The sequence below is a fragment of the Microcoleus sp. MOSTC5 genome (genome assembly GCF_036701825.1).
GTDB lineage: Bacteria > Cyanobacteriota > Cyanobacteriia > Cyanobacteriales > Microcoleaceae > Microcoleus > Microcoleus asticus.
On the sequence record NZ_JAUBRK010000034.1, the window covers coordinates 1 to 18921 of the forward strand.

13 protein-coding genes, 1 tRNA gene and 1 pseudogene are annotated in these 18921 nt (G+C 45.3%); 9 read left to right on the plus strand and 6 right to left on the minus strand.

What is annotated here, in order from left to right; genetic code table 11:
* Positions 1 to 36: 36 nt before the first annotated feature.
* From QUA54_RS19285 to QUA54_RS19305, 5 genes are all read right to left on the minus strand, one after another.
* A complete protein-coding gene (locus tag QUA54_RS19285) occupies positions 37 to 261 on the minus strand; it encodes a hypothetical protein (protein WP_333415889.1) in 225 nt (74 codons plus the stop codon).
* Positions 258 to 632, minus strand: coding sequence for a DUF433 domain-containing protein (locus tag QUA54_RS19290; protein ID WP_333393156.1), 375 nt, complete (start codon positions 630 to 632; stop codon positions 258 to 260). Before QUA54_RS19290 ends, QUA54_RS19285 begins: the two co-directional genes overlap by 4 nt.
* 102 nt (positions 633 to 734) lie before the next feature.
* On the minus strand, positions 735 to 1928 hold the full coding sequence (locus QUA54_RS19295) for a glutathione S-transferase family protein (RefSeq protein WP_333415890.1): 1194 nt from the start codon (positions 1926 to 1928) through the stop codon (positions 735 to 737).
* A gap of 240 nt (positions 1929 to 2168) precedes the next feature.
* On the minus strand, positions 2169 to 3053 hold the full coding sequence (locus tag QUA54_RS19300) for a tetratricopeptide repeat protein (RefSeq protein ID WP_445301566.1): 885 nt from the start codon (positions 3051 to 3053) through the stop codon (positions 2169 to 2171).
* Positions 3054 to 3264: 211 nt separating this feature from the next.
* Positions 3265 to 6495 carry an ATP-binding protein gene (locus tag QUA54_RS19305; RefSeq protein ID WP_333415891.1) on the minus strand — a complete coding sequence of 1077 codons (3231 nt, stop codon included), beginning with the start codon at positions 6493 to 6495 and terminating at the stop codon, positions 3265 to 3267.
* Between the two features lie 396 nt (positions 6496 to 6891).
* On the opposite strand from QUA54_RS19305, the gene QUA54_RS19310 reads away from it, so the two are divergent.
* From QUA54_RS19310 to QUA54_RS19335, 7 genes and pseudogenes are all read left to right on the plus strand, one after another.
* The gene (locus QUA54_RS19310; protein WP_333415892.1) at positions 6892 to 7830 is read left to right on the plus strand and encodes a circadian clock protein KaiA; all 939 of its coding nucleotides are present in this window, start codon (positions 6892 to 6894) and stop codon (positions 7828 to 7830) included.
* A 189-nt stretch (positions 7831 to 8019) separates the two neighbouring features.
* A complete protein-coding gene (kaiB, locus tag QUA54_RS19315) occupies positions 8020 to 8334 on the plus strand; it encodes a circadian clock protein KaiB (protein ID WP_172190796.1) in 315 nt (104 codons plus the stop codon).
* 339 nt (positions 8335 to 8673) lie between these two features.
* Positions 8674 to 10236 (plus strand): circadian clock protein KaiC, encoded by a 1563-nt coding sequence (kaiC, locus tag QUA54_RS19320; RefSeq protein WP_333415893.1) that lies wholly within the window; start codon positions 8674 to 8676, stop codon positions 10234 to 10236.
* 388 nt (positions 10237 to 10624) lie between these two features.
* Entirely contained in the window at positions 10625 to 10789 is a 165-nt protein-coding gene (locus tag QUA54_RS34500; protein ID WP_445301567.1) for a diguanylate cyclase domain-containing protein, read from the plus strand.
* Between the two features lie 350 nt (positions 10790 to 11139).
* A pseudogene (locus tag QUA54_RS19325) lies at positions 11140 to 11573 on the plus strand (EAL domain-containing protein).
* A 94-nt stretch (positions 11574 to 11667) separates the two neighbouring features.
* Positions 11668 to 12483: an alpha/beta hydrolase gene (locus QUA54_RS19330; protein WP_333415894.1), complete on the plus strand. Its 816-nt coding sequence runs from the start codon at positions 11668 to 11670 to the stop codon at positions 12481 to 12483.
* A 14-nt stretch (positions 12484 to 12497) separates the two neighbouring features.
* Positions 12498 to 14105 (plus strand): diguanylate cyclase domain-containing protein, encoded by a 1608-nt coding sequence (locus tag QUA54_RS19335; RefSeq protein ID WP_333415895.1) that lies wholly within the window; start codon positions 12498 to 12500, stop codon positions 14103 to 14105.
* Positions 14106 to 14177: 72 nt separating this feature from the next.
* On the opposite strand, the gene QUA54_RS19340 is transcribed toward QUA54_RS19335, so the two are convergent.
* Positions 14178 to 14250 (minus strand) — tRNA-Arg (locus tag QUA54_RS19340).
* A gap of 368 nt (positions 14251 to 14618) precedes the next feature.
* Between QUA54_RS19340 and QUA54_RS19345 the strand changes: the two genes are divergently transcribed.
* Together QUA54_RS19345 and QUA54_RS19350 are read left to right on the plus strand one after the other, a co-directional pair.
* On the plus strand, positions 14619 to 17486 hold the full coding sequence (locus tag QUA54_RS19345) for an ATP-binding protein (RefSeq protein WP_333415896.1): 2868 nt from the start codon (positions 14619 to 14621) through the stop codon (positions 17484 to 17486).
* Complete coding sequence (locus QUA54_RS19350) at positions 17479 to 18921, plus strand: response regulator (RefSeq protein ID WP_333415897.1); 1443 nt, start codon at positions 17479 to 17481, stop codon at positions 18919 to 18921. Before QUA54_RS19345 ends, QUA54_RS19350 begins: the two co-directional genes overlap by 8 nt.

Sequence of the window (18921 nt, forward strand, 5' to 3'; positions counted from 1 at the left end):
AATATCTACCAAAATGGAATTATCGTGCAGTTCCGACTATTTAGCAGACGCTAAAGTTATTAAATTTTCATTCCTAAGCAAAATCATCTGATTTGCCTGAGCAAGTCGCCACACAACGCGATCGTTACTATCGATCGACAAATTCATCTGCTTGAAAGTGACAAAACGAATTGGGAGTAGATTTAACCAGCCTTGACTCGCAATATTTCCTAATAAAATCTCTGCATGACCTCCGAGATTGTGATCGATTAGAAAATTCATGCTTCTAGTTCGTGTTTGGCTTTCTGCTCTTGAAGTTTTGCCCAAAGAGCCTCTCGACCCGGTTTGGGTGGCATCGCTGCAACGCGGGCTGAATGTTCGCGATTGCGTTCTTCCCAGTAATGCTGAATTTCCTTAGCTTGCCTTAAAACAATTTGATATTCTGCTTCGACTTCTGCACGATTTGCCTCAATGTAAGATAAAGCAACGTTAATCTGATCGTCTGTTAAATCAAACAAGGAACGGATAAACTTCGGGGGATATTGAGCCGTCAGATAGTCCATCACATCATAGAGAGTGATGCGCGTACCTGAAATTGTCAGTCCGCGCTCTGTACGAATAATAATTGGTTGGTTGTTGGATACTGAAACCATATCCAGAGCCTCTAAAACAACTTACTAAATAACCCGATCGTACCTTACAAATCTGTGATGTCGTGTTTGGAGAAACCTTTGAGCAAATCCACCAGACGCCCCCTACACAAAATTAGCCGGATCTTGATCTCGCCGATTCTTCAGCAGAATCGGAGAACCTTGGCCATCACCCACCAAAGCCGCCGTTTCCTCCAACGCTTCCCTCAGCCGCTTGGCCGCGTAGATCGACATATCACGGGGCACATTCACCCGATCGCGCAAATACCGCAAAGCCGCATCAGAACCAGCCGGCGGCGTACAAGCTTCGCCAGTCATCATCAAAGTTAAAGCACAACGCAAAGCCTCATCGAATAACTTGTCATCAGCAGGATTGACTCGAACGATGTTGCGCTGGTGCTTAATGACGCGATGAAGTGCTTCAGCGCGGGAGGTTTCCGGTTCTGGATACATAACATCCGGGAGTCCAGCCCAAGGCCCATTATCCACGCGGGCTTTATTGAGTAGCATCTGAGGTTCGCCGTTTTCATAACACCCGCCCATCTGAGGCGGTAAATCGTGGACGTGGGTGTGAAAATCGCTCTGAGTGCCGCGATAGGTAGGGCGGGTTTCCATCGCCGCAAACCAGTCAGCAAAGCGCGGGTTTTCTTCGCGCATCGAGTAGCCTTTGTAGTAGTAAAGACTGGCATTCATGCGTTCGACGTAGGGCGTAAAGATCACATCCGCAGTGCCAAATTCATCAAGGAAATAAGGCCCCGGAGTGCTAGCCAGAGCTTTTTCTACGTGGGTGACGACGCTGATAAATTGCTCGCGGTTGTGCTGTTCTACTTTGACTGAACTTGCTGGGTAGCACAGCCAAGAGCACCAGGCCCTAAACAGCAGTCGCTCTAACCGCCGCAGGGGTATTACTGCGGGGTTTTCCATGCCCAAACCCAAGGGGCCATAGACTCGTTCGAGGGCGATTAAGATATCATCGCTTTCGGTGATGATGCGGCCGTCTAGTTCGATCGCCGGTAGCATTCCCGATGGCACTTTGCGCTTGTACCAGCTTTCCTTTTCCCCATAGCAGAACATTGTAACTTTGTCAATACGGTAGGGAATTTGTTTTTCTTCCAGCCACAGCCAGATTTTTTGGCAATAGGGACACCAAGCGTGGTTGTCGCGGTACAGGGTGACTCGCACATCCGATTCAGTTTTACCGAAGAGGCGCAAGCGGGATTGAGCGTTGGTTGGCCCGTTGACGCGATCGACTTCAAAGTCTGTGAGGGCTTCTAATTCTGTCCAGCTTAGGGGGGTCATGCGATTTTAGATTTTAGATTTTAGATTTTAGATTTTAGAGTGGAGAATTGAAGACAGCGATTTCTTCGCGCTAATAATAGAAGTTACGCACCAACTTTATTTGTAGGGTGCGCAGTGCGCACCTTACCCCTACCCATAGCGCATTCAACTATTTTTTGGTCTTAGTCATGAATAAGATAGTTGGTTCTGAGTTAAAGAAGGCTTTGAGGACTCAAGTCCTCACTACAAACGTAACTAGAATTAAGGCGACATTTGCGGAGACGGTGGCGCGTCTTCAATTTTGGCGAGTGCTGCTTTAATTTGGGGAGTGGCCAGGAAGTTTTGGGTAGCTGCGATCAGGCGATCGCCCCAGAGATTTTCTTTGAGAAAATTTACAGTGGCATAGCGTTTGTCCAATTTCAGGGCGGCTTCTCCCATTGCTAAACCTTTTTCTTGGTCGCCTTTGGTGTAGAGTGCCACTGCTAGAGCTAGCATTGATTCTGCTGCTTTGTTGTCGATCGCGATCGCCTGTTCCCAGCGTTTGATAGCGCCATCGGCATCTCCCATTTCGTATTTGACTAATCCGATATTATTAATAGCGGGCCACAGGTTTTTTTCTAAAGCAAAGGCTTTTTCGTATTGGGCGATCGCCCGATCGAACCGCTTTAGCTTATAAAAAGCATTGCCTAAATCAAATAATGCACCTGGAGTGTCTGGTTTTAATTTCAACCCTGCTTGCAAATATTCGGCTGCTTTCTCGTAGTTCGCTTTCCGAAAGTGAGCTTCACCCAATACAAATTTAATTGAAGCATTTTCTGGCGACAGAGATTGAGCTTGCCCCAAAGCTTCAATGCCTTTGTCAAACTGCTCGACTTGAAGATACAAGCTGCCTAACAAAGTCCAAGTTTGAGCATTCTTGGGGGCTAACTGTGTCGCGAGTTCGGCTCTGGGTACGGCAAGTTCGTACTGCTGGAGTCTGGCTAGCTGGACGGCTTCTTCTGCAAGGCTCAAGGCCGTTTGTTCGAGTTGGGCCGAGTCGATTTTCAGGGTGTAAGGCAGGAGTGCCTGTGCGACAGCAGGCTCGGGCATTGCTCCCAAACCGAGTGCGAGTAGCAGAGATAATAGTAGAGGAATCCGATTAGGCACGCGATCAGCCCCAGCAAAAAATATAAAGGTTTCTCGATCGCCTATAATAACCCATATTTTTGAGTTTTGATATTGCTTCCTGACTCGCAACGCTTCAAGGTTTTCAGTTAAATAGTTCCTAAGTTCTGTTTGCACTCAGGAATAATAGTTTTTCTTTACTGGTTTAGAGAGGACTGAAGTCTTCTCTAAAAACCGGGTAAATTCTTCATTTTTAGCAACTTGAGTGAGTTAATAAAGTCTGTTGAATTTTGTCTAATAATTGTGCTGCCGACAAGGAAGAAGGCAAAATCTTGGCAGATACTTCTTGCAGCAGAAAGTCGATCGCCTCGGATTCCGAATTTACAGCAGACCGATAATCCCAGACTAAAATCGGCAATTTTACTGGCATTTCCCGGAGGTTCGATAGCGCCTGCAGCATAGCGGTTGATTCTGAGGGGGCATCTCGCAAGCACAGCAAAACTAAGTCAACGCTTTGATATTGCAACTGCTGTAAAACTTCTGTCCAGCAGGGAGCGATCGACCCTCGAAATCCTGCTGTTTGGATGTACTGAATCAAAGCTTGAAGGTTGGGAGTAGAAAACTTGGAATTGGAATTAGGAATCTCGGCATTGGTCGATCGATCGCGATTTTCCAATTCTCCCGTCGGGTTCCCCCCAGCAGTTCGATGCAAATCCGGTAAAGTCGAAATGTCGGCAAATAAAATGCTGGGCTTCCAACTCATGCCAGCAGCTACTTGAATCACTTGCCACAAGGCAGACACCACCAACCCAGTGCCTGAGGTTTCACTGCCGTCGGGACTGCCATTGGCCAAACAGGGAAATACGGACAATCCTTTGACTTGATTTGCCAGTTGCGTAGTTGCGGGGTCTAAAGTCACCAAGGGGAGAGAACCCAAATTTCGAGACCGACTTAACTGTTCGATAAAAGCTAAGGGGTTTTGCAGTTGACTCGTACCGTCCAAGACGATCGCGTCGGGCCGCCAAATTCGGGCAACGACTTCTGCTTGGCCGAGGTCGTCTGCTTCTAAAACGCGGCAGTGGGTGGGGTTGAGGAGTAAAGCGGAGCCTTGAGAGGAACTGTTTTGCGGGCTGAGCCACAATACAGTTAAAGAACTCCTCACCTTGGCGGTACTGCCATTACTGTGGCCGATCGAGTCGGCCAGCAGCCGCCGCAAAGCGGGTTCTTCGATCGGCAAGCTCAAAAAGCCTTCGGCTCTGTTGACACTGGCCCGTTCTTTTTCGCCTCTGGTGGCCGTGACGATCGCCGGAATCGATCGGGTATCCGGGTCGCTCTTGAGCAGCGTCAGCACGTCCCAACCGGACAGCAGCGGCAGCAGCGGGTTGAGGAAAATCGCTTCTGGACTGAACCTGCGGGCTTTTTCCAAGGCTTCGGTGCCGGAACGGGCGACTATTACTTGGTAGCCCAAACCTGAGAGGACGTTGGTTAAATCTTCGATATATTTAGGAACTGCTTCGACTATTAATACTAAACGAGAGCGAGAATTGGCGATCGGAATCTGATATTGGGGTTTTAATAATTCTTCCTCGGCGGCTCCAGATGCCGGGACTTCTTCGCTCTTTCCCGGAGGATTTGGCGGCAGTAGCAGAGTAAATTGAGAGCCTTGGTTTTCTGAGGAAATAAACGAAACGTCTCCGCCGTGGAGCCGAGCTAGGCGTTGAGTCAGTACCAGTCCCAGTCCGGTTCCTTGAAAGCGTCTGGTGAGGGGGCTTTCTAGTTGTTGGAATTTCTGAAAGATCAGGTGCTGTTTGTCGGCGGGGATGCCGATGCCGGTGTCCCAAACTGTGAATGCGAGCCAGCCTTCCCAAACATTTACTTTCAATCCGATTTTGCCGCCGGCTTCGGTGAATTTTAGGGCGTTGGAAAGGAGGTTGACGAGCATTTGCCGCAGTCGCAGTTCGTCGGCAATTAAGTGGCTCAGTCCCGGTTCTATTTCGAGTGTAAATTCTATTTGGGCGGAGGGTTCGGCGTTTGCTGCGCCGTTTGTTTTGCTCGGCTCCGGAGGGGCTTTTTCTTCTTGCTGTTGCAGTTGTTTTGCTTGTTCAAAGGCTCTTTTGCAGGTAGCTGCTATTTCGATCGGTTCGGGAATTAGTTCGAGCTGCCCGGTTTCCATCCGGGTCAAGTCTAAAATGTCGTTAACTATTGTCATCAAATGCCGCCCGCTTTTATGGATTAGTTTGGCGTAGCGTGTTTGGCGGTCGTTGAGTTCTCCGATCAATTTATCTTTGAGGAGGCTCGACAAACCGAGGACGGCGGTGAGCGGGGTTTTTAGTTCGTGGCTGATGCAGGATAAAAATTCGTCTTTGAGTCGGTTGAGGTGGATTAAATCTGCGTTTTTCGCTGCTAGTTCTTTGGCGACTAAATGTTCTTCGGTGACATCTTGTCCCATTACTAAAATTAGCTTGTCTGAGAGCGGCTGTTTGACAAATTGCCAGATCCGTTCTTGACCTTTTTGTACGGGGCACTCGCAAATGTAGGTGTCTGGTTTGCCGGCAGTGGGGCACCAAGCTGGAGCGGTTAAGGTTGAGGGGGAGGCGGCGGCGTACAACGGCAGCGGGCAACTGGTGGCTGGGGTTGAATCGCGATCGCCCGATCTACTTGCTCCTACTAGGCTCATGCACTCTTGGGTGATGGGATCTACCTGCAGGCTCTTGTATTCGGTTGTTAAATGGCTGGGTTTGTGGGGCGAGTGTTTGCCCAAATTTGCTGCGGGTTCTGGAACTGGTTCCGGGCCTGCTCCCAGCAAAATCCGCCACGCTGCGTTTTGGCTGACTATTTGTGCGGTGGGGGTTTGCAATCTCAGGGGCAGGGGCAGTTTTTCCAACAGTTGGACGAGGGAGTTGAGGTTTTCCGAGGGTTTCAATCCTGCTTCTAGAAAGCGCATTTGAGCGTCTAGGGCAGTGGCGATGGCTTCGGAAATCGGCCTTAATTCGATTTCTTTGACTGCTGTTGGCGGCTCTGTGAGGCTGCTGATCGAGCTGCTGTTGAGTGCGGCGAATTGCAGCAGGCTCAGGCTGTCTAGCATTCCTAAAAATTGACCGCTGGCATCTGTGAGGGCGATCGGGCTGTTTGAGGAGCTGCAGGCGGTTTGGGGGCTTGGCCCGGCTGGGGTGTTCAGTTCTTCTGTTTGCAGGTACTGCCAGAATTCGCTGACGCTCAGAGCTGCGGGTAATGCCCTGACTGGTTCGATCGCGATCTGGCTTTCTGACAAAGGTTGCTGCCCGTCGTTTGTACGATCGGTCGCGCGGGCCCAAAGGCTGCGCAGGTAAACTAATCCCAAGGGCTGTAGCTGTTCGTTGACTACTGCGACTCGATCGCAGTTACTGGATCTGAAAATTGATTGCAGCGATTCTAGCGCCGCAGTTTGGAGGCACAGCGGCACTGGCTCGATAAAATTTTTGAGACTGGGGCTGGTGGTTGACATAACAAACCTGAGAGTCTGCTATACATAGCAGTAATATTTTTGAGACGTAATGTAGCTGAGGATTTCTGTACCTTATTTGTTTTATATCAGTTTGCTAGTATGCCGGGGATCTGCACCGAAGCCTGGGAGTTCGATGCCTGCACCTGATTTGAGGCGGCTAGCAATTATTTTAAGGCTTAAGCTTAATTGCAGAAATCAAGCTCAGGGTGCTTGACACAAAAACAAAGGAGTACAGTCCGATTATTCCTGTGATGCAAGTACATCGCTTATTTTGCGGTTAAGATTGGTTAAAATAAATGTTGAGATGATTGTTAAAATGTTAAGTTTTTTGTAAAGGAGATATCAACTCTGAGCGATCCAGCACTTTCGGGCAACTTAGGTGGTGCACCTACAGCTTTGCTTCCCCAACTGTCTATCGGTATTTTTGTCCGCTCTGAGGAAATCGCAGCCTCCGCGATCGAGCTTTTGAGGGGCGATCGCTATGCTTTAACGCACATTAAGTCGGTCGCGGAGTTTTTGGGGTTCCTTAAGCAAAATTACCACCTTGATTGTTTGATTTTTGAGGTGGATGGGGATCTGCGATCGCTTCTGGGCAAGCTGCAAGAACGATCGATCTTTTTGCCTGCGGTGATTTTTTCGCCCCAGCCCGGGGTGGAAGAAATGCCCGAAGCACCATCATATTCAGATGGTTTTGAGACCGCAGCCAGTACCGCCAACAATAGCCAAGAGGAAAGCTGTGCTTTTTTTTATCACCCTGCTGAGGTGCAACTGGCAATCGCTCGATCGAGCGAAATAGGTTCAGGTATCGATCGGGCGATCGCACAATTTCTAAAACTTTCAACTCCGGTTCCTGTCAATTACCAATCCGCAACGGTCGATGCAACGGCCCAATTAACTGCTCAAAGTTTGCTAAGCCGACAGCAGCGGCGACTGGCGGAAAAATTACGCGAGCGATTAGGATACTTGGGCATTTATTATAAAAGAAATTCCCAGATTTTTTTGCGAAATCTGTCTGAATCAGATAAGCAAAAGTTTTTGGAGCAACTCAAGTCAAGTTATCGCCACATCCTTTTAAATTATTTTTCTCAAGATACTGCGGTCAACAATCAAATAGATGAATTTGTGAATTTGGCTTTTTTTGCTGACGTTCCCGTCACTCAAATTGTTGAAATTCACATGGAATTGATGGAAGAGTTTGCTAAACAGCTAAAATTAGAAGGGCGCAACGAGGAAATATTGCTCGATTACCGCTTGACTCTGATTGACGCGATCGCTCATATGTGCGAGATGTACAGGCGATCTATTCCGAAAGAGGCATCTCAAGGTAAGAGGTAGAAGGGATTGGGCCGAATTTAAGAAAAAAGAAGTTAGAAGAGAGAATTTAACAAAGAAGAAAGGAAAAGACAAACGGCCGCGCGATCGCGAGGCTGAAATTATTATAAAATAACAAAGAACAGCGGATTCAAGAGAAATAACAACTATAACTAACATCTGACAACTAATACTCAACATTAAAAAAAGTTCATGAGTTCTCTGAAGAAAACCTACGTTCTGAAGCTGTACGTTGCGGGGAATACTCCCAACTCCGTGCGAGCATTAAAAACCCTCAAGGACATTTTAGAACAAGAATTTCAAGGAGTCTATGCGCTGAAAGTCATAGACGTTCTCAAAAATCCTCAGCTAGCAGAAGAGGACAAAATATTGGCAACCCCAACGCTGTCGAAAATCCTGCCGCCGCCGGTGCGAAAAATTATTGGCGATTTGTCCGATCGCGAGAAAGTTCTGATAGGATTAGATTTGCTCTATGAAGAACTTCGCGAAGAAGACCTGAATTCATAAGATAATCAGGTGAGAGTCAGTCGATTTTAGATTTGAGGCTTCGGCGTGAGACGTTCGGCGAGCGCTCAGTCGAGCCGTCGAGTCGCGCTCGGTCGAACGATTTGAGATTTTAGATTTACTCCACAGATGAATCTGGGAGCTTGAACAAAAGTCTAAAATTTCGATCTCTCGACGACAGGAGTACGTGGCACGGTATCTGTTTTTGGGAGAGTCATTAGTCAGCAGTCAGCAGTCATTAGTTATTGAGCAAGAGCCAAAACTAAAAGCTGGGTACAAAGACTCATGATCGGCGGTTAATGAGTGACAACTAAAGAATACTGAGAGTTGACAAAAATCGATATGAATGAAATTAGTCAAACGGTTCAACGACAAGGATTGGTAACTGCAGGAGTTGAAAAAATTCGCACGATGATTGAGGGTTTCGATGACATCAGTCACGGCGGAATGCCGGTCGGCAGAACCACCCTAGTCAGCGGCACGTCAGGAACGGGAAAAACTTTATTTGCGGTACAATTTCTCTATAACGGAATTACCCATTTTGACGAAGCTGGAGTGTTCGTAACTTTTGAAGAATCTCCCGCAGATATTATTAAAAATGCTTGCAGTTTCGGTTGGGATCTCGCACAGTTAATCGAGGAAGGCAAGCTATTTATTTTGGATGCTTCCCCCGATCCAGAAGGTCAAGATATCGTAGGAAATTTTGATTTATCAGCCTTAATCGAGCGAATTCAGTACGCCATTCGCAAGTACAAAGCCAAGCGGGTTTCTATAGATTCGGTGACAGCCGTATTTCAGCAATACGACGCTGCATCTGTAGTGCGCCGAGAAATTTTTCGCTTAGTTGCGCGCCTCAAACAAGTAGGAGCAACTACAGTTATGACTACGGAACGGGTGGAAGAATACGGCCCGGTGGCTCGGTTTGGAGTGGAAGAGTTCGTGTCGGATAATGTGGTGATTGTTCGCAACGTATTGGAAGGAGAACGCCGCCGCCGCACAATGGAAATTTTGAAGTTGCGGGGTACAACTCACATGAAAGGCGAATATCCTTTTACTATGACTAATGACGGAATTAATATTTTCCCATTGGGGGCGATGCGATTAACTCAAAAGTCTTCAAACGTGCGGGTTTCTTCGGGCGATAAAACTCTCGACGAGATGTGCGGTGGCGGTTTCTTCAAAGACTCGATTATTTTGGCTACGGGTGCCACGGGAACCGGCAAAACGTTGTTGGTGAGCAAGTTCTTGCAGAATGCTTGTATGAACGGCAATCGGGCGCTGCTTTTTGCCTATGAAGAGTCGCGGGCTCAGTTGTTCCGCAATGCTTATTCTTGGGGCATTGATTTTGAGGAAATGGAACAGAAAGGACTGCTAAAGCTGCTGTGTACTTACCCGGAATCAGCCGGTTTGGAAGACCACTTGCAGACTATTAAATCAGAAATTGCTGAGTTCAAACCTTCTCGAATTGCTATAGACTCGCTGTCGGCCTTAGCTAGGGGTGTCAGCAATAATGCTTTCAGGCAATTTGTGATCGGAGTGACAGGTTTTGCGAAGCAGGAAGAAATAACTGGCTTTTTCACGAATACAAGCGACCAGTTTATGGGTTCTAATTCGATTACGGACTCCCATATTTCTACGATTACTGACACGATTATTATGCTGCAGTATGTAGAGATTAGAGGAGAAATGTCCCGGGCAATTAATGTCTTTAAGATGCGCGGTTCGTGGCACGACAAAGGGATTCGGGAATACACGATTACTGAAAGAGGGCCACAAATTAAAGATTCGTTCCGTGGTTACGAACGGATTATCAGCGGTTCTCCGACTCGGATTACCATTAATGAGAAGAGTGAGCTATCGCGGATTCTCCAGGGTGTGCAAGGTCAAGAGGATGAGGATATTTGAGAGCTCGCAGTGATTCGTCGTTAAAATGAGGTTGGGTTGAGCTAGGAAACCCAACTTTTTTAATTTGAGGAGTTTGTGAACATTTATAGCAACTATGACAATGTTTGGGAGGTTCTTAATTGCTGAAATATGAGCTTTTCTTGCCTTCTGAATAAGCCCATTTTGCTATAGCAATCGCACTAAATAGGTAGTGGTAAAAATCTAGGGTAAGCTGTTGTGCCTCTAAATTGTATATTTCAATTACCTCTCAAAAATCATAAAATCCTGTCCCCATCCGATTTTTGAACATAACAGAAAATCTTTCTGACTTAGCAGCTTAGTGCCGCGTAGTACCTATCCCTACTACGCATAGATTAGGGGAACCACGGGGGATTGCCTCTACAAAAACATTAGAACTAACTTTATTATCAAAAATGATTATTTACACATCACTATCAGTATTGGTATCTCCCTATATCCACAAGATGCAATGAATATTGATACCTTGCTCAATAATGCAGATATTGCCCTAAATCGGATTAAAGCATCGGGGCGCAATACCTATAGTTTTTAGAGAGCAACAATACCTTCGCCCGAATCGAATACCCTAGCCCTTGGCGATCGAAAATCGCTTGAATTGTGCTTGGAAGGCGAATGCTTGCTGTATTATCAACTCAGCTCTATTTGCAAATAAGTAGCCTTGCTGGTGTTTAAGTTATCCTAGGATGGCATTCTCCTGAACTAGGTTGAATTCCTCCCGATCGATTTATTCCCATCGCCGAAGAAACAGGATTGATTTTACCATTGGGCAAATAAATTTTAGAGCAAGCTTGTTGACAATATCAGCAGGGGCTAGGAGCCGGACTAATTTTTCCTAAAATCGCGGCAAATCCGTCGGCACGTCAACTCATCCAACCAACTTTAATCACTAAGAGCGATCGCATTCTTGAGCGCATCGATATTAAGCCGAAATATCTAGAGCTAGAGATTACCGAAACGGCAATGATGCTTAATTTTGACATTACATACAATGTTTTGAGCCTATTATCAGAGCGTGGTATTCGGATTTATGTCGATGATTTGGGGACTGGCTATGCTGATTTTAACTACCAGAGAAATTTTCCGGTGAAATCGCTCAAGATCGCTCATTTGTGCGCGATTTCGCCAGCGCTCCGAGCGATCGCGGAATTGCCAAAGCCCTACTTGCAATGGCACATGGCTTAAATTTGAGCACAATAGCCGAAGCAATTGAAACCCCAGCGCAATTGCAATACTTACAAGTGCTCGGCTGTGAAATCGGTCAGGGTTATATGTTTAGCCAGCCTGTCAGTGCTGAGGTTGCCACTCAATTAATCTGACATCCTAAATTGTTGTCTATCCCTATTTGGGATCAGCAATCCTTATAAAAGCGCCCAAAAGTCTTATAATCAACTTAATGCTCGTGTCGATCACATGACTCAAAATATTTTCTTACGGAATAATATTAAAGTGTTTGGACAAGGCACCCAGACAGTGATGTTTGCTCATGGATTTGGGTGCGATCAAAATATGTGGCGTTTCGTAACACTGGCCTTCGAGAAGGACTACAAAATTATCCTATTTGATTATGTAGGTTCTGGAAAGTCTGATATTAGTGCCTACAGTTCTGAACGTTACAGCGACCTCTATGGCTATGTTCAGGATGTCCTCGATATCTGTAGAGAATTAGCCTTGACTGATGTGATTTTTGTCGGCCATTCTGTCAGCAGTATGATCGGCATTCTGTCCTCAATTCAAGCTCCTAATTATTTTAATCGCCTGATTCTCCTAGGGCCTTCACCCTGCTACATTAATGATTTACCAAATTATTACGGAGGGTTTGAGCGCAAAGATATTGAGGATCTCCTCGATATCATGGAGAAAAATTACATTGGTTGGGCAAGCTTTATGGCGCCAATGGTGATGCAGAATCAGGATCGTCCTGAGTTAAGTGAGGAGCTTGAGACAAGTTTTTGCTCCACCGATCCGGTAGTTGCAAGTCGCTTTGCTGAGGTGACTTTTTACTCGGACAATCGCAGTGATTTACCCAAGGTGTCAGTACCTTCACTTATATTGCAATGTGCTGATGACGTGATCGCTCCCACCGAGGTAGGGCATTATGTCCACCACCACCTGCCTAAAAGTACGCTACGGCTGATGACAGCTACGGGACATTGCCCGCATCTGAGTCATCCACAAGAAACGATCGAGATGATTAAGGAGTATTTGAGTGTACCTCATACTACCTGATTTGTAGGGCAAACATGACCGACTACATAGACGAGCTACTCAACATTTCACCCTGTGGATTCCTCTCGTTTGCTGACGATGGTACGATCGTAATGGTCAACGCCACATTACTGCAATTACTCGGACATGAAACCGATGAACTGCGGGAACGGAAAATGGATTCCATTCTGCCGACCGCCAGCCGGATTTTCTTTCAAACCCATTTCTTCCCCCTGTTGAAGCTCCACGGTAAAGTAGAGGAAATTTACTTCTCATTAAGGTCAAAGCAGGGTAGTGATATACCCATGCTGATCAATGCCGTGCGTCGGAAGAACGGAGAAAAATTCGTCAACGATTGCATCTTGATCTGTATCCGCCAGCGTATCATGTACGAAGGTGAAATTATTAAAGCAAAAAAAGCTGCCGAGGCAGCTATTCTCGCCCAGAAGCAAGCGGAAATCGCTCTGCGGAAACAGTACGACAAGGCTATATTACTTCAAGAAATTACTCAACACATCCGTCAATCTCTTGATTTGTGTACTATTTTTGAGATTGCTTCGCAGGAGATTCGCCTGTTTCTTGATGCCGAGCGCGTCGGCATATTTAAGTTCTATCCTGACAGTAAATTGGGATATGGTGAGTTTGTTTCAGAATCCGTAGGCGAAGGATGTAAATTGGTAAGCAGAAATCAATTTAACGACCATTCTTGTGGTGAACTATACCCTAATTTATATCAAGAATTTAGAATGCAGGTAGTAGAAGATATCAATAAGATTGACCTTCAACACTGTTACCGAGATATTTGGAAACAATTTCCGGTTCGGGCTAATTTAGTTGCGCCGTTGCTCAATGGACAAGATTTGTGGGGGTTGTTATGTATTCATCAATGTTCTGCTCCTCGGCAATGGGAAGAATTTGAAGTTGACCTTGTTAAACAGATTGCTAATCAGTTAGCAATCGCCATTAAACAAGCAGATGTTTTTGAGAAGTTGCAGGAGGAATTGGCAGAAAGGCAGGAGGCACAAGCGCGCATGAGAGTAATTAATCAACAACTTGCACTCTCTAACGAAGAACTAGCCCGCGCTACTCACCTCTTACAACAAGTCGTAAATATTGATGGGTTGACTCAAATTGCTAATCGCCGCTGTTTTAATGACCGCTTAGAGCGTGAATGGGAACGGCTCTACCGCGAACAAAAACCTATTTCTCTTTTGTTATTTGATGTGGATTATTTCAAACGTTATAATGATTGCTACGGTCATCAAATGGGGGATGATTGTCTGTTCAAACTGGCTCAGACTGTGCAAGAGGTGGTGTACCGTCCGGCGGATTTGGTGGCGCGTTACGGCGGGGAAGAATTTGGCATCATTTTGCCTAATACAGATCTTAAAGGAGCGAGTTCGGTGGCGCAACGGATTCACGCTGCTATTCAAGCTTTAAATATTCCTCACAAAACCTCTGATGTGAGCGACCTAGTTACTATTAGTATGGGTATCGCCAACTTGATTCCGATTTCGGAACTATCATCGGCTGACTTGATTGCGATCGCAGATCGTGCACTCTATCGGGCCAAGGAACAGGGGCGCAATCAGTCCCGGATCTGCGACTACAGCGGCGATTCGATTTTTGACACTGACGCTTAAATCACAATAATTGAGACAGAGGACAAAAATTTGTCCTCTGTCTCTCCAAGTCAGTCATTCTATAAATTTAAATGAGCACGGAGGGATTTGAACCCCCGACCCTCAGGACCGGAACCTGATGCTCTATCCACTGAGCTACGTGCCCTCGACTTTTCTGAGTATAACACGTGTTGCGGAAAATGGCGAGTGCCGATCGCAAATTTCCTGGCCTGACTGCAAACCGCTTCACCCATGCGGGTTCAACTCGCCTGTGCGATCGGATATCAGGTACTTCTCGAACCCAGAGACTGCAAATTTTATCTAAAAGGTCACAATAATACGACAATGGGTAAAATAATAGACTTTAATCTAGCAAACATTAGGTTCACATTCGATCGGGGTCGAGCATCTACCACAGCTAAAATAGTCCGCATCAATTCCTCCTAGCTAATCGGCAGTAAATAAATGGTGCTGCTGTTAAGACCGGTTGTGCAAATACGGTTCTAGACTAAGTTCACCAAACCTCTCAATTTTATGGTTTCTAAAATTTTAGACAAATTACCGCTGCGAACTGTTCTCATAGTTCCATTTATACTGCAAATCGTGGGAGCCGTGGGACTCGTAGGATATCTGTCTTTTAGAAACGGACAAAAAGCAGTTAATAACCTTGCCAGTCAGTTAATGAACGAGGTGAGTTTGCGTGTAGAGCAAAACCTGCAAGTTTACCTTAAAACTCCCCATCAAATCAATCAAACTAAGCTGGATGCTGTCAAGCTCGGGTTGTTAAAGATGGAAAACTTATCAGCTTGGGAGAAATATCTTTTGCGGCAAGTACAATTATATCCCTATATCAATTATACCTCCGTTGGCAACGAGAACGGAGATTATAGATCCGGTGAACAACTGTCTAACGGTTCCCGAACGATTAATGTGATAGAGAAATCTACGGGGTTAAATTTTTATTCTTATAATACAGATAAAAACGGCGATCGCACTACAGTTGTTACCGTGGTCAAAAACTTTGATAACCGACAGCATCCTGCGTACAAAAGTGCAGTAAAATCAGGTAAACCAACTTGGAGTTCTGTTTTTGTTTCCTTACTAGAACCGACATTAATTATCAACGCTCTCCAACCAGTATACAGCGAAAAAAATCAGCTAGAAGGAGTATTATGTGCTGCCTTGCGTCTCGACCATCTTGGGAGATTTCTCAACAGTCTCAAAGTTGGCAAATCCGGTCAAACATTTATTATCGATCGCCAGGGTACTTTGTTAGCAACTTCCACCACCGAAAAACCCTTTCGCACCAAAGGTAATAAAAAACTATTGTTTAAAGTGGAAGAAAGCAGCAACCCTTTTACTGAAGCGACAGCTAAATATTTGAGTGCACAGTTTCACCAATTAAACCAAATTAAAAAATCAGAGTTATTGGAATTTGAAATAGATGGCAAGCGACAACTTTTAAAAGTCCTACCGTTCCAAGACGGCAAAGGTTTAGACTGGCTGATTGTAGTAGTTGTTCCCGAAGCAGATTTCACCAAAGAAATCGATGCCAATACCCGCACAGCGGTTTTGCTTTGTTTTGCAGCTTTAGGAGTAGCTGTGGCGATCGGCATTCTGACTTCTCGGTGGGTGACAAATCCTATTTTGAGCTTAAATACAGCAGCCAAAAATATTGCTAAAGGTGAATGGAACCAAACAGTAGAAAGCGAACGCTCCGACGAATTGGGGGAATTAGCCAAGTCATTTAACAGCATGGCTCAACAACTGCAACAATCTTTTGAAACTTTAGAACACCGAGTGCATGAGCGGACGGCGGAATTGGCTGTAGCTAAAGACAAAGCGGAAGTAGCAAATCAAGCTAAAAGCACCTTCCTTGCTAACATGAGCCACGAATTGCGATCGCCTCTCAATGCAATTCTCGGCTTTTCCCAACTGATGACTCGCAGCCAAACTCTATCTCCAGAACATCAAGAAAATATTAGCATAATTAGCAGCAGCGGAGAACACCTACTCACCCTGATTAATAACGTACTAGATTTATCTAAAATTGAATCGGGGCGCACTACCCTCAATCAAAAAAAAATCGACCTTTATCGCCTTCTCAACGACTTGGAAGATATGTTTCAACTCAAAGCAGATGACAAGCATTTGCAGTTAGTTTTTGAGCGCAGTACCGAGGTGCCGCAATTCGTAGAAACTGACGATTTAAAGTTGCGTCAAATCTTAATTAATCTGCTCAATAACTCTCTTAAATTTACCGAGGAGGGCGGTGTATCGGTCAGAGTTAGCAAGCAGTTGTCAGGCAGAAATCAGAATAGAGAAGGGGAAAAATTTTATCTTTCAGGATCATTAAATAATAGAGAAGTTTCCGCCAGTAATAATCTGGAAGTTTCCCAATTAAATCAATCTAAAAACGCAATTTTTGCAACCCAACATGACGAAGCAGAAGCTGCCTCTTCCTTCTTCCTCCATTTTGAAGTCGAAGATACTGGCCCCGGTATTGCCACCAATGAATTAGACAATCTTTTTGAAGCTTTTGTGCAAACCAAGACAGGCAAAGATTCGCAAGAAGGTACAGGCTTGGGATTGCCAATTAGCCGCAAATTTGTGGAATTAATGGGCGGCGAAATGAGTGTCTGTTCTGCTGTTGGCAAGGGAACTAATTTTAAGTTTGATCTTCAAGTTATTGCGGTCGATGCGGCTGATATTGAAAGCCGAAAACCGACCCGCAATGTTATTGCCCTGGAACCAAACCAACACACCTATCGAATTTTGATAGTAGACGATAAACCGCTCAACCGCCAACTGTTAATTAAAATCCTTCATCCTCTGGGTTTTGAACTGAAAGAAGCTACTAACGGTCAAGAAGCTATTGAGATTTGGGACACTTGGGAACCGCATTTAATTTGGATGGACATGAGAATGCCCGTGATGGACGGCTACGAAGCGACGCAATACATTAAAACCACTATTAAAGGTCAAGCTACGGCGATAATTGCACTGACTGCGAGCGTTTTGGAGGAAGAACGGGCAGTTATTTTATCGGCGGGCTGCGATGCTTTTATGCGGAAACCTTTCCGGGAAGCGGATATTTTTGATGCTATGCACAAACATATCGGAGTGCGCTATCTTTATGAAGATCCGGGTCAAGCTAATTTATTGGGCATCAAAGAGGGCGATCGCGCAATGACTGCGGCTGATTTCGTGAAATTGCCTGACTCGCTGGTAGCTGATTTAAAGCTGGCGATACTGAATGCTGATATGGATTTAATTGATAGCTCTATCGAGCAAATTCGATTAAAAGATGCTGTAACGGCTGGTGCGATCGCGAATTGTATAGAAAATTTCGAGTACGACAAAGTTTTAAAGTTAATCTCTCAAACAATATCACATGAATAACGACCTTCTCAGCACCGATCGCGGTAATATTTTAGTAGTTGACGACACCCCAGCTAATTTGCGCCTCCTAGCCGGAATTTTGAATGGCAAGGGCTATAAAGTCCGCCCCGTACCTAGCGGCGAGTTAGCGCTTTCGGCGGCAAAAGGTATGCCTCCCGATTTGATTTTGCTGGATATTATGATGCCCGAAATGAATGGGTACGAAGTTTGCGAAAAAATCAAAGCTGATCAACGCACTCGCGACATTCCGGTGATTTTTATTAGCGCGATTAATGACGTACTAGATAAAGTCAAAGCTTTTGCTGTGGGCGGGATAGATTATATTACCAAGCCCTTTCACGTGGAAGAGGTTCTAGTTAGGGTAGAAACCCATTTAGCAATTTGCCAGTTGCAAAAAAAGCTCCAACAGAAAAACGATGAACTGACTGTTACTTTAGAGCAACTGCAAGCTACTCAAAGTCAATTAGTGCAATCAGAAAAAATGGCTGCCTTAGGGCAATTAATTGCGGGCATTGCTCACGAAATTAATACACCACTGGGGGCGATTCGATCCTCTATTGGAAATATTACCAGCTTTTTGGATAACAATCTCGAAAGTTTGCCAGTTTTTTTCAAAGAACTGTCAACCGAACGCCAGCAGGATTTCGTGAGTTTGATGTACAGTTCCAGCCAACAAACTTACTCTTTATCTACGCGAGAAAAACGGGGCTTGAAAAAAGACGTGAAGCAGCAATTAGAGTCGGAAGGGATTGACAATGCTGACAGCATTGCTAGCATTTTAGTCAATATCGGATTGCAGGGAAATCTGCAACAATTCTTGCCGTTGCTCAAAGACCCTGACAGCGAAAATATTATAAAAACAGCCTATGACTTTGCTAGCATTCACAGAAGCGCCCGAACCATCGCTACCGCTACTGAACGCGCTGCAAAAGTCGTCTTTGCCCTAAAAAATTATTCGCGTTACGATGTAAATGGGGAAAAAATACAGGTGAATATTACCGAGGGAATTGAAACTGTATTAACTCTTTATCAGAACCAGATAAAGCAGGGTGTAGAAGTCGTCAGAAAGTATCAAGCTCAATTGCCTCCGGTACTGTGTTATCCCGACGAACTCAATCAAGTTTGGACAAATTTAATTCACAATGCCTTACAAGCGATGGACAATCAAGGAACTTTAACACTTGACGTGGTAGAGCAAGATACCAATATCCTGGTAAAAATTACTGACAGCGGTAAGGGGATTCAACCAGAGATTTTTATGAAAATTTTTGAGCCGTTTTTTACTACCAAACCTGCGGGAGAAGGCAGCGGGTTGGGATTGGATATTGTCAAAAAAATAATTGAAAAACATCAAGGTAGAGTTGATGTGGAGTCCGTGCCCGGTAAAACATCATTTACAGTCTCTTTGCCGATTAATTTAACCGAGCAGGAGTAG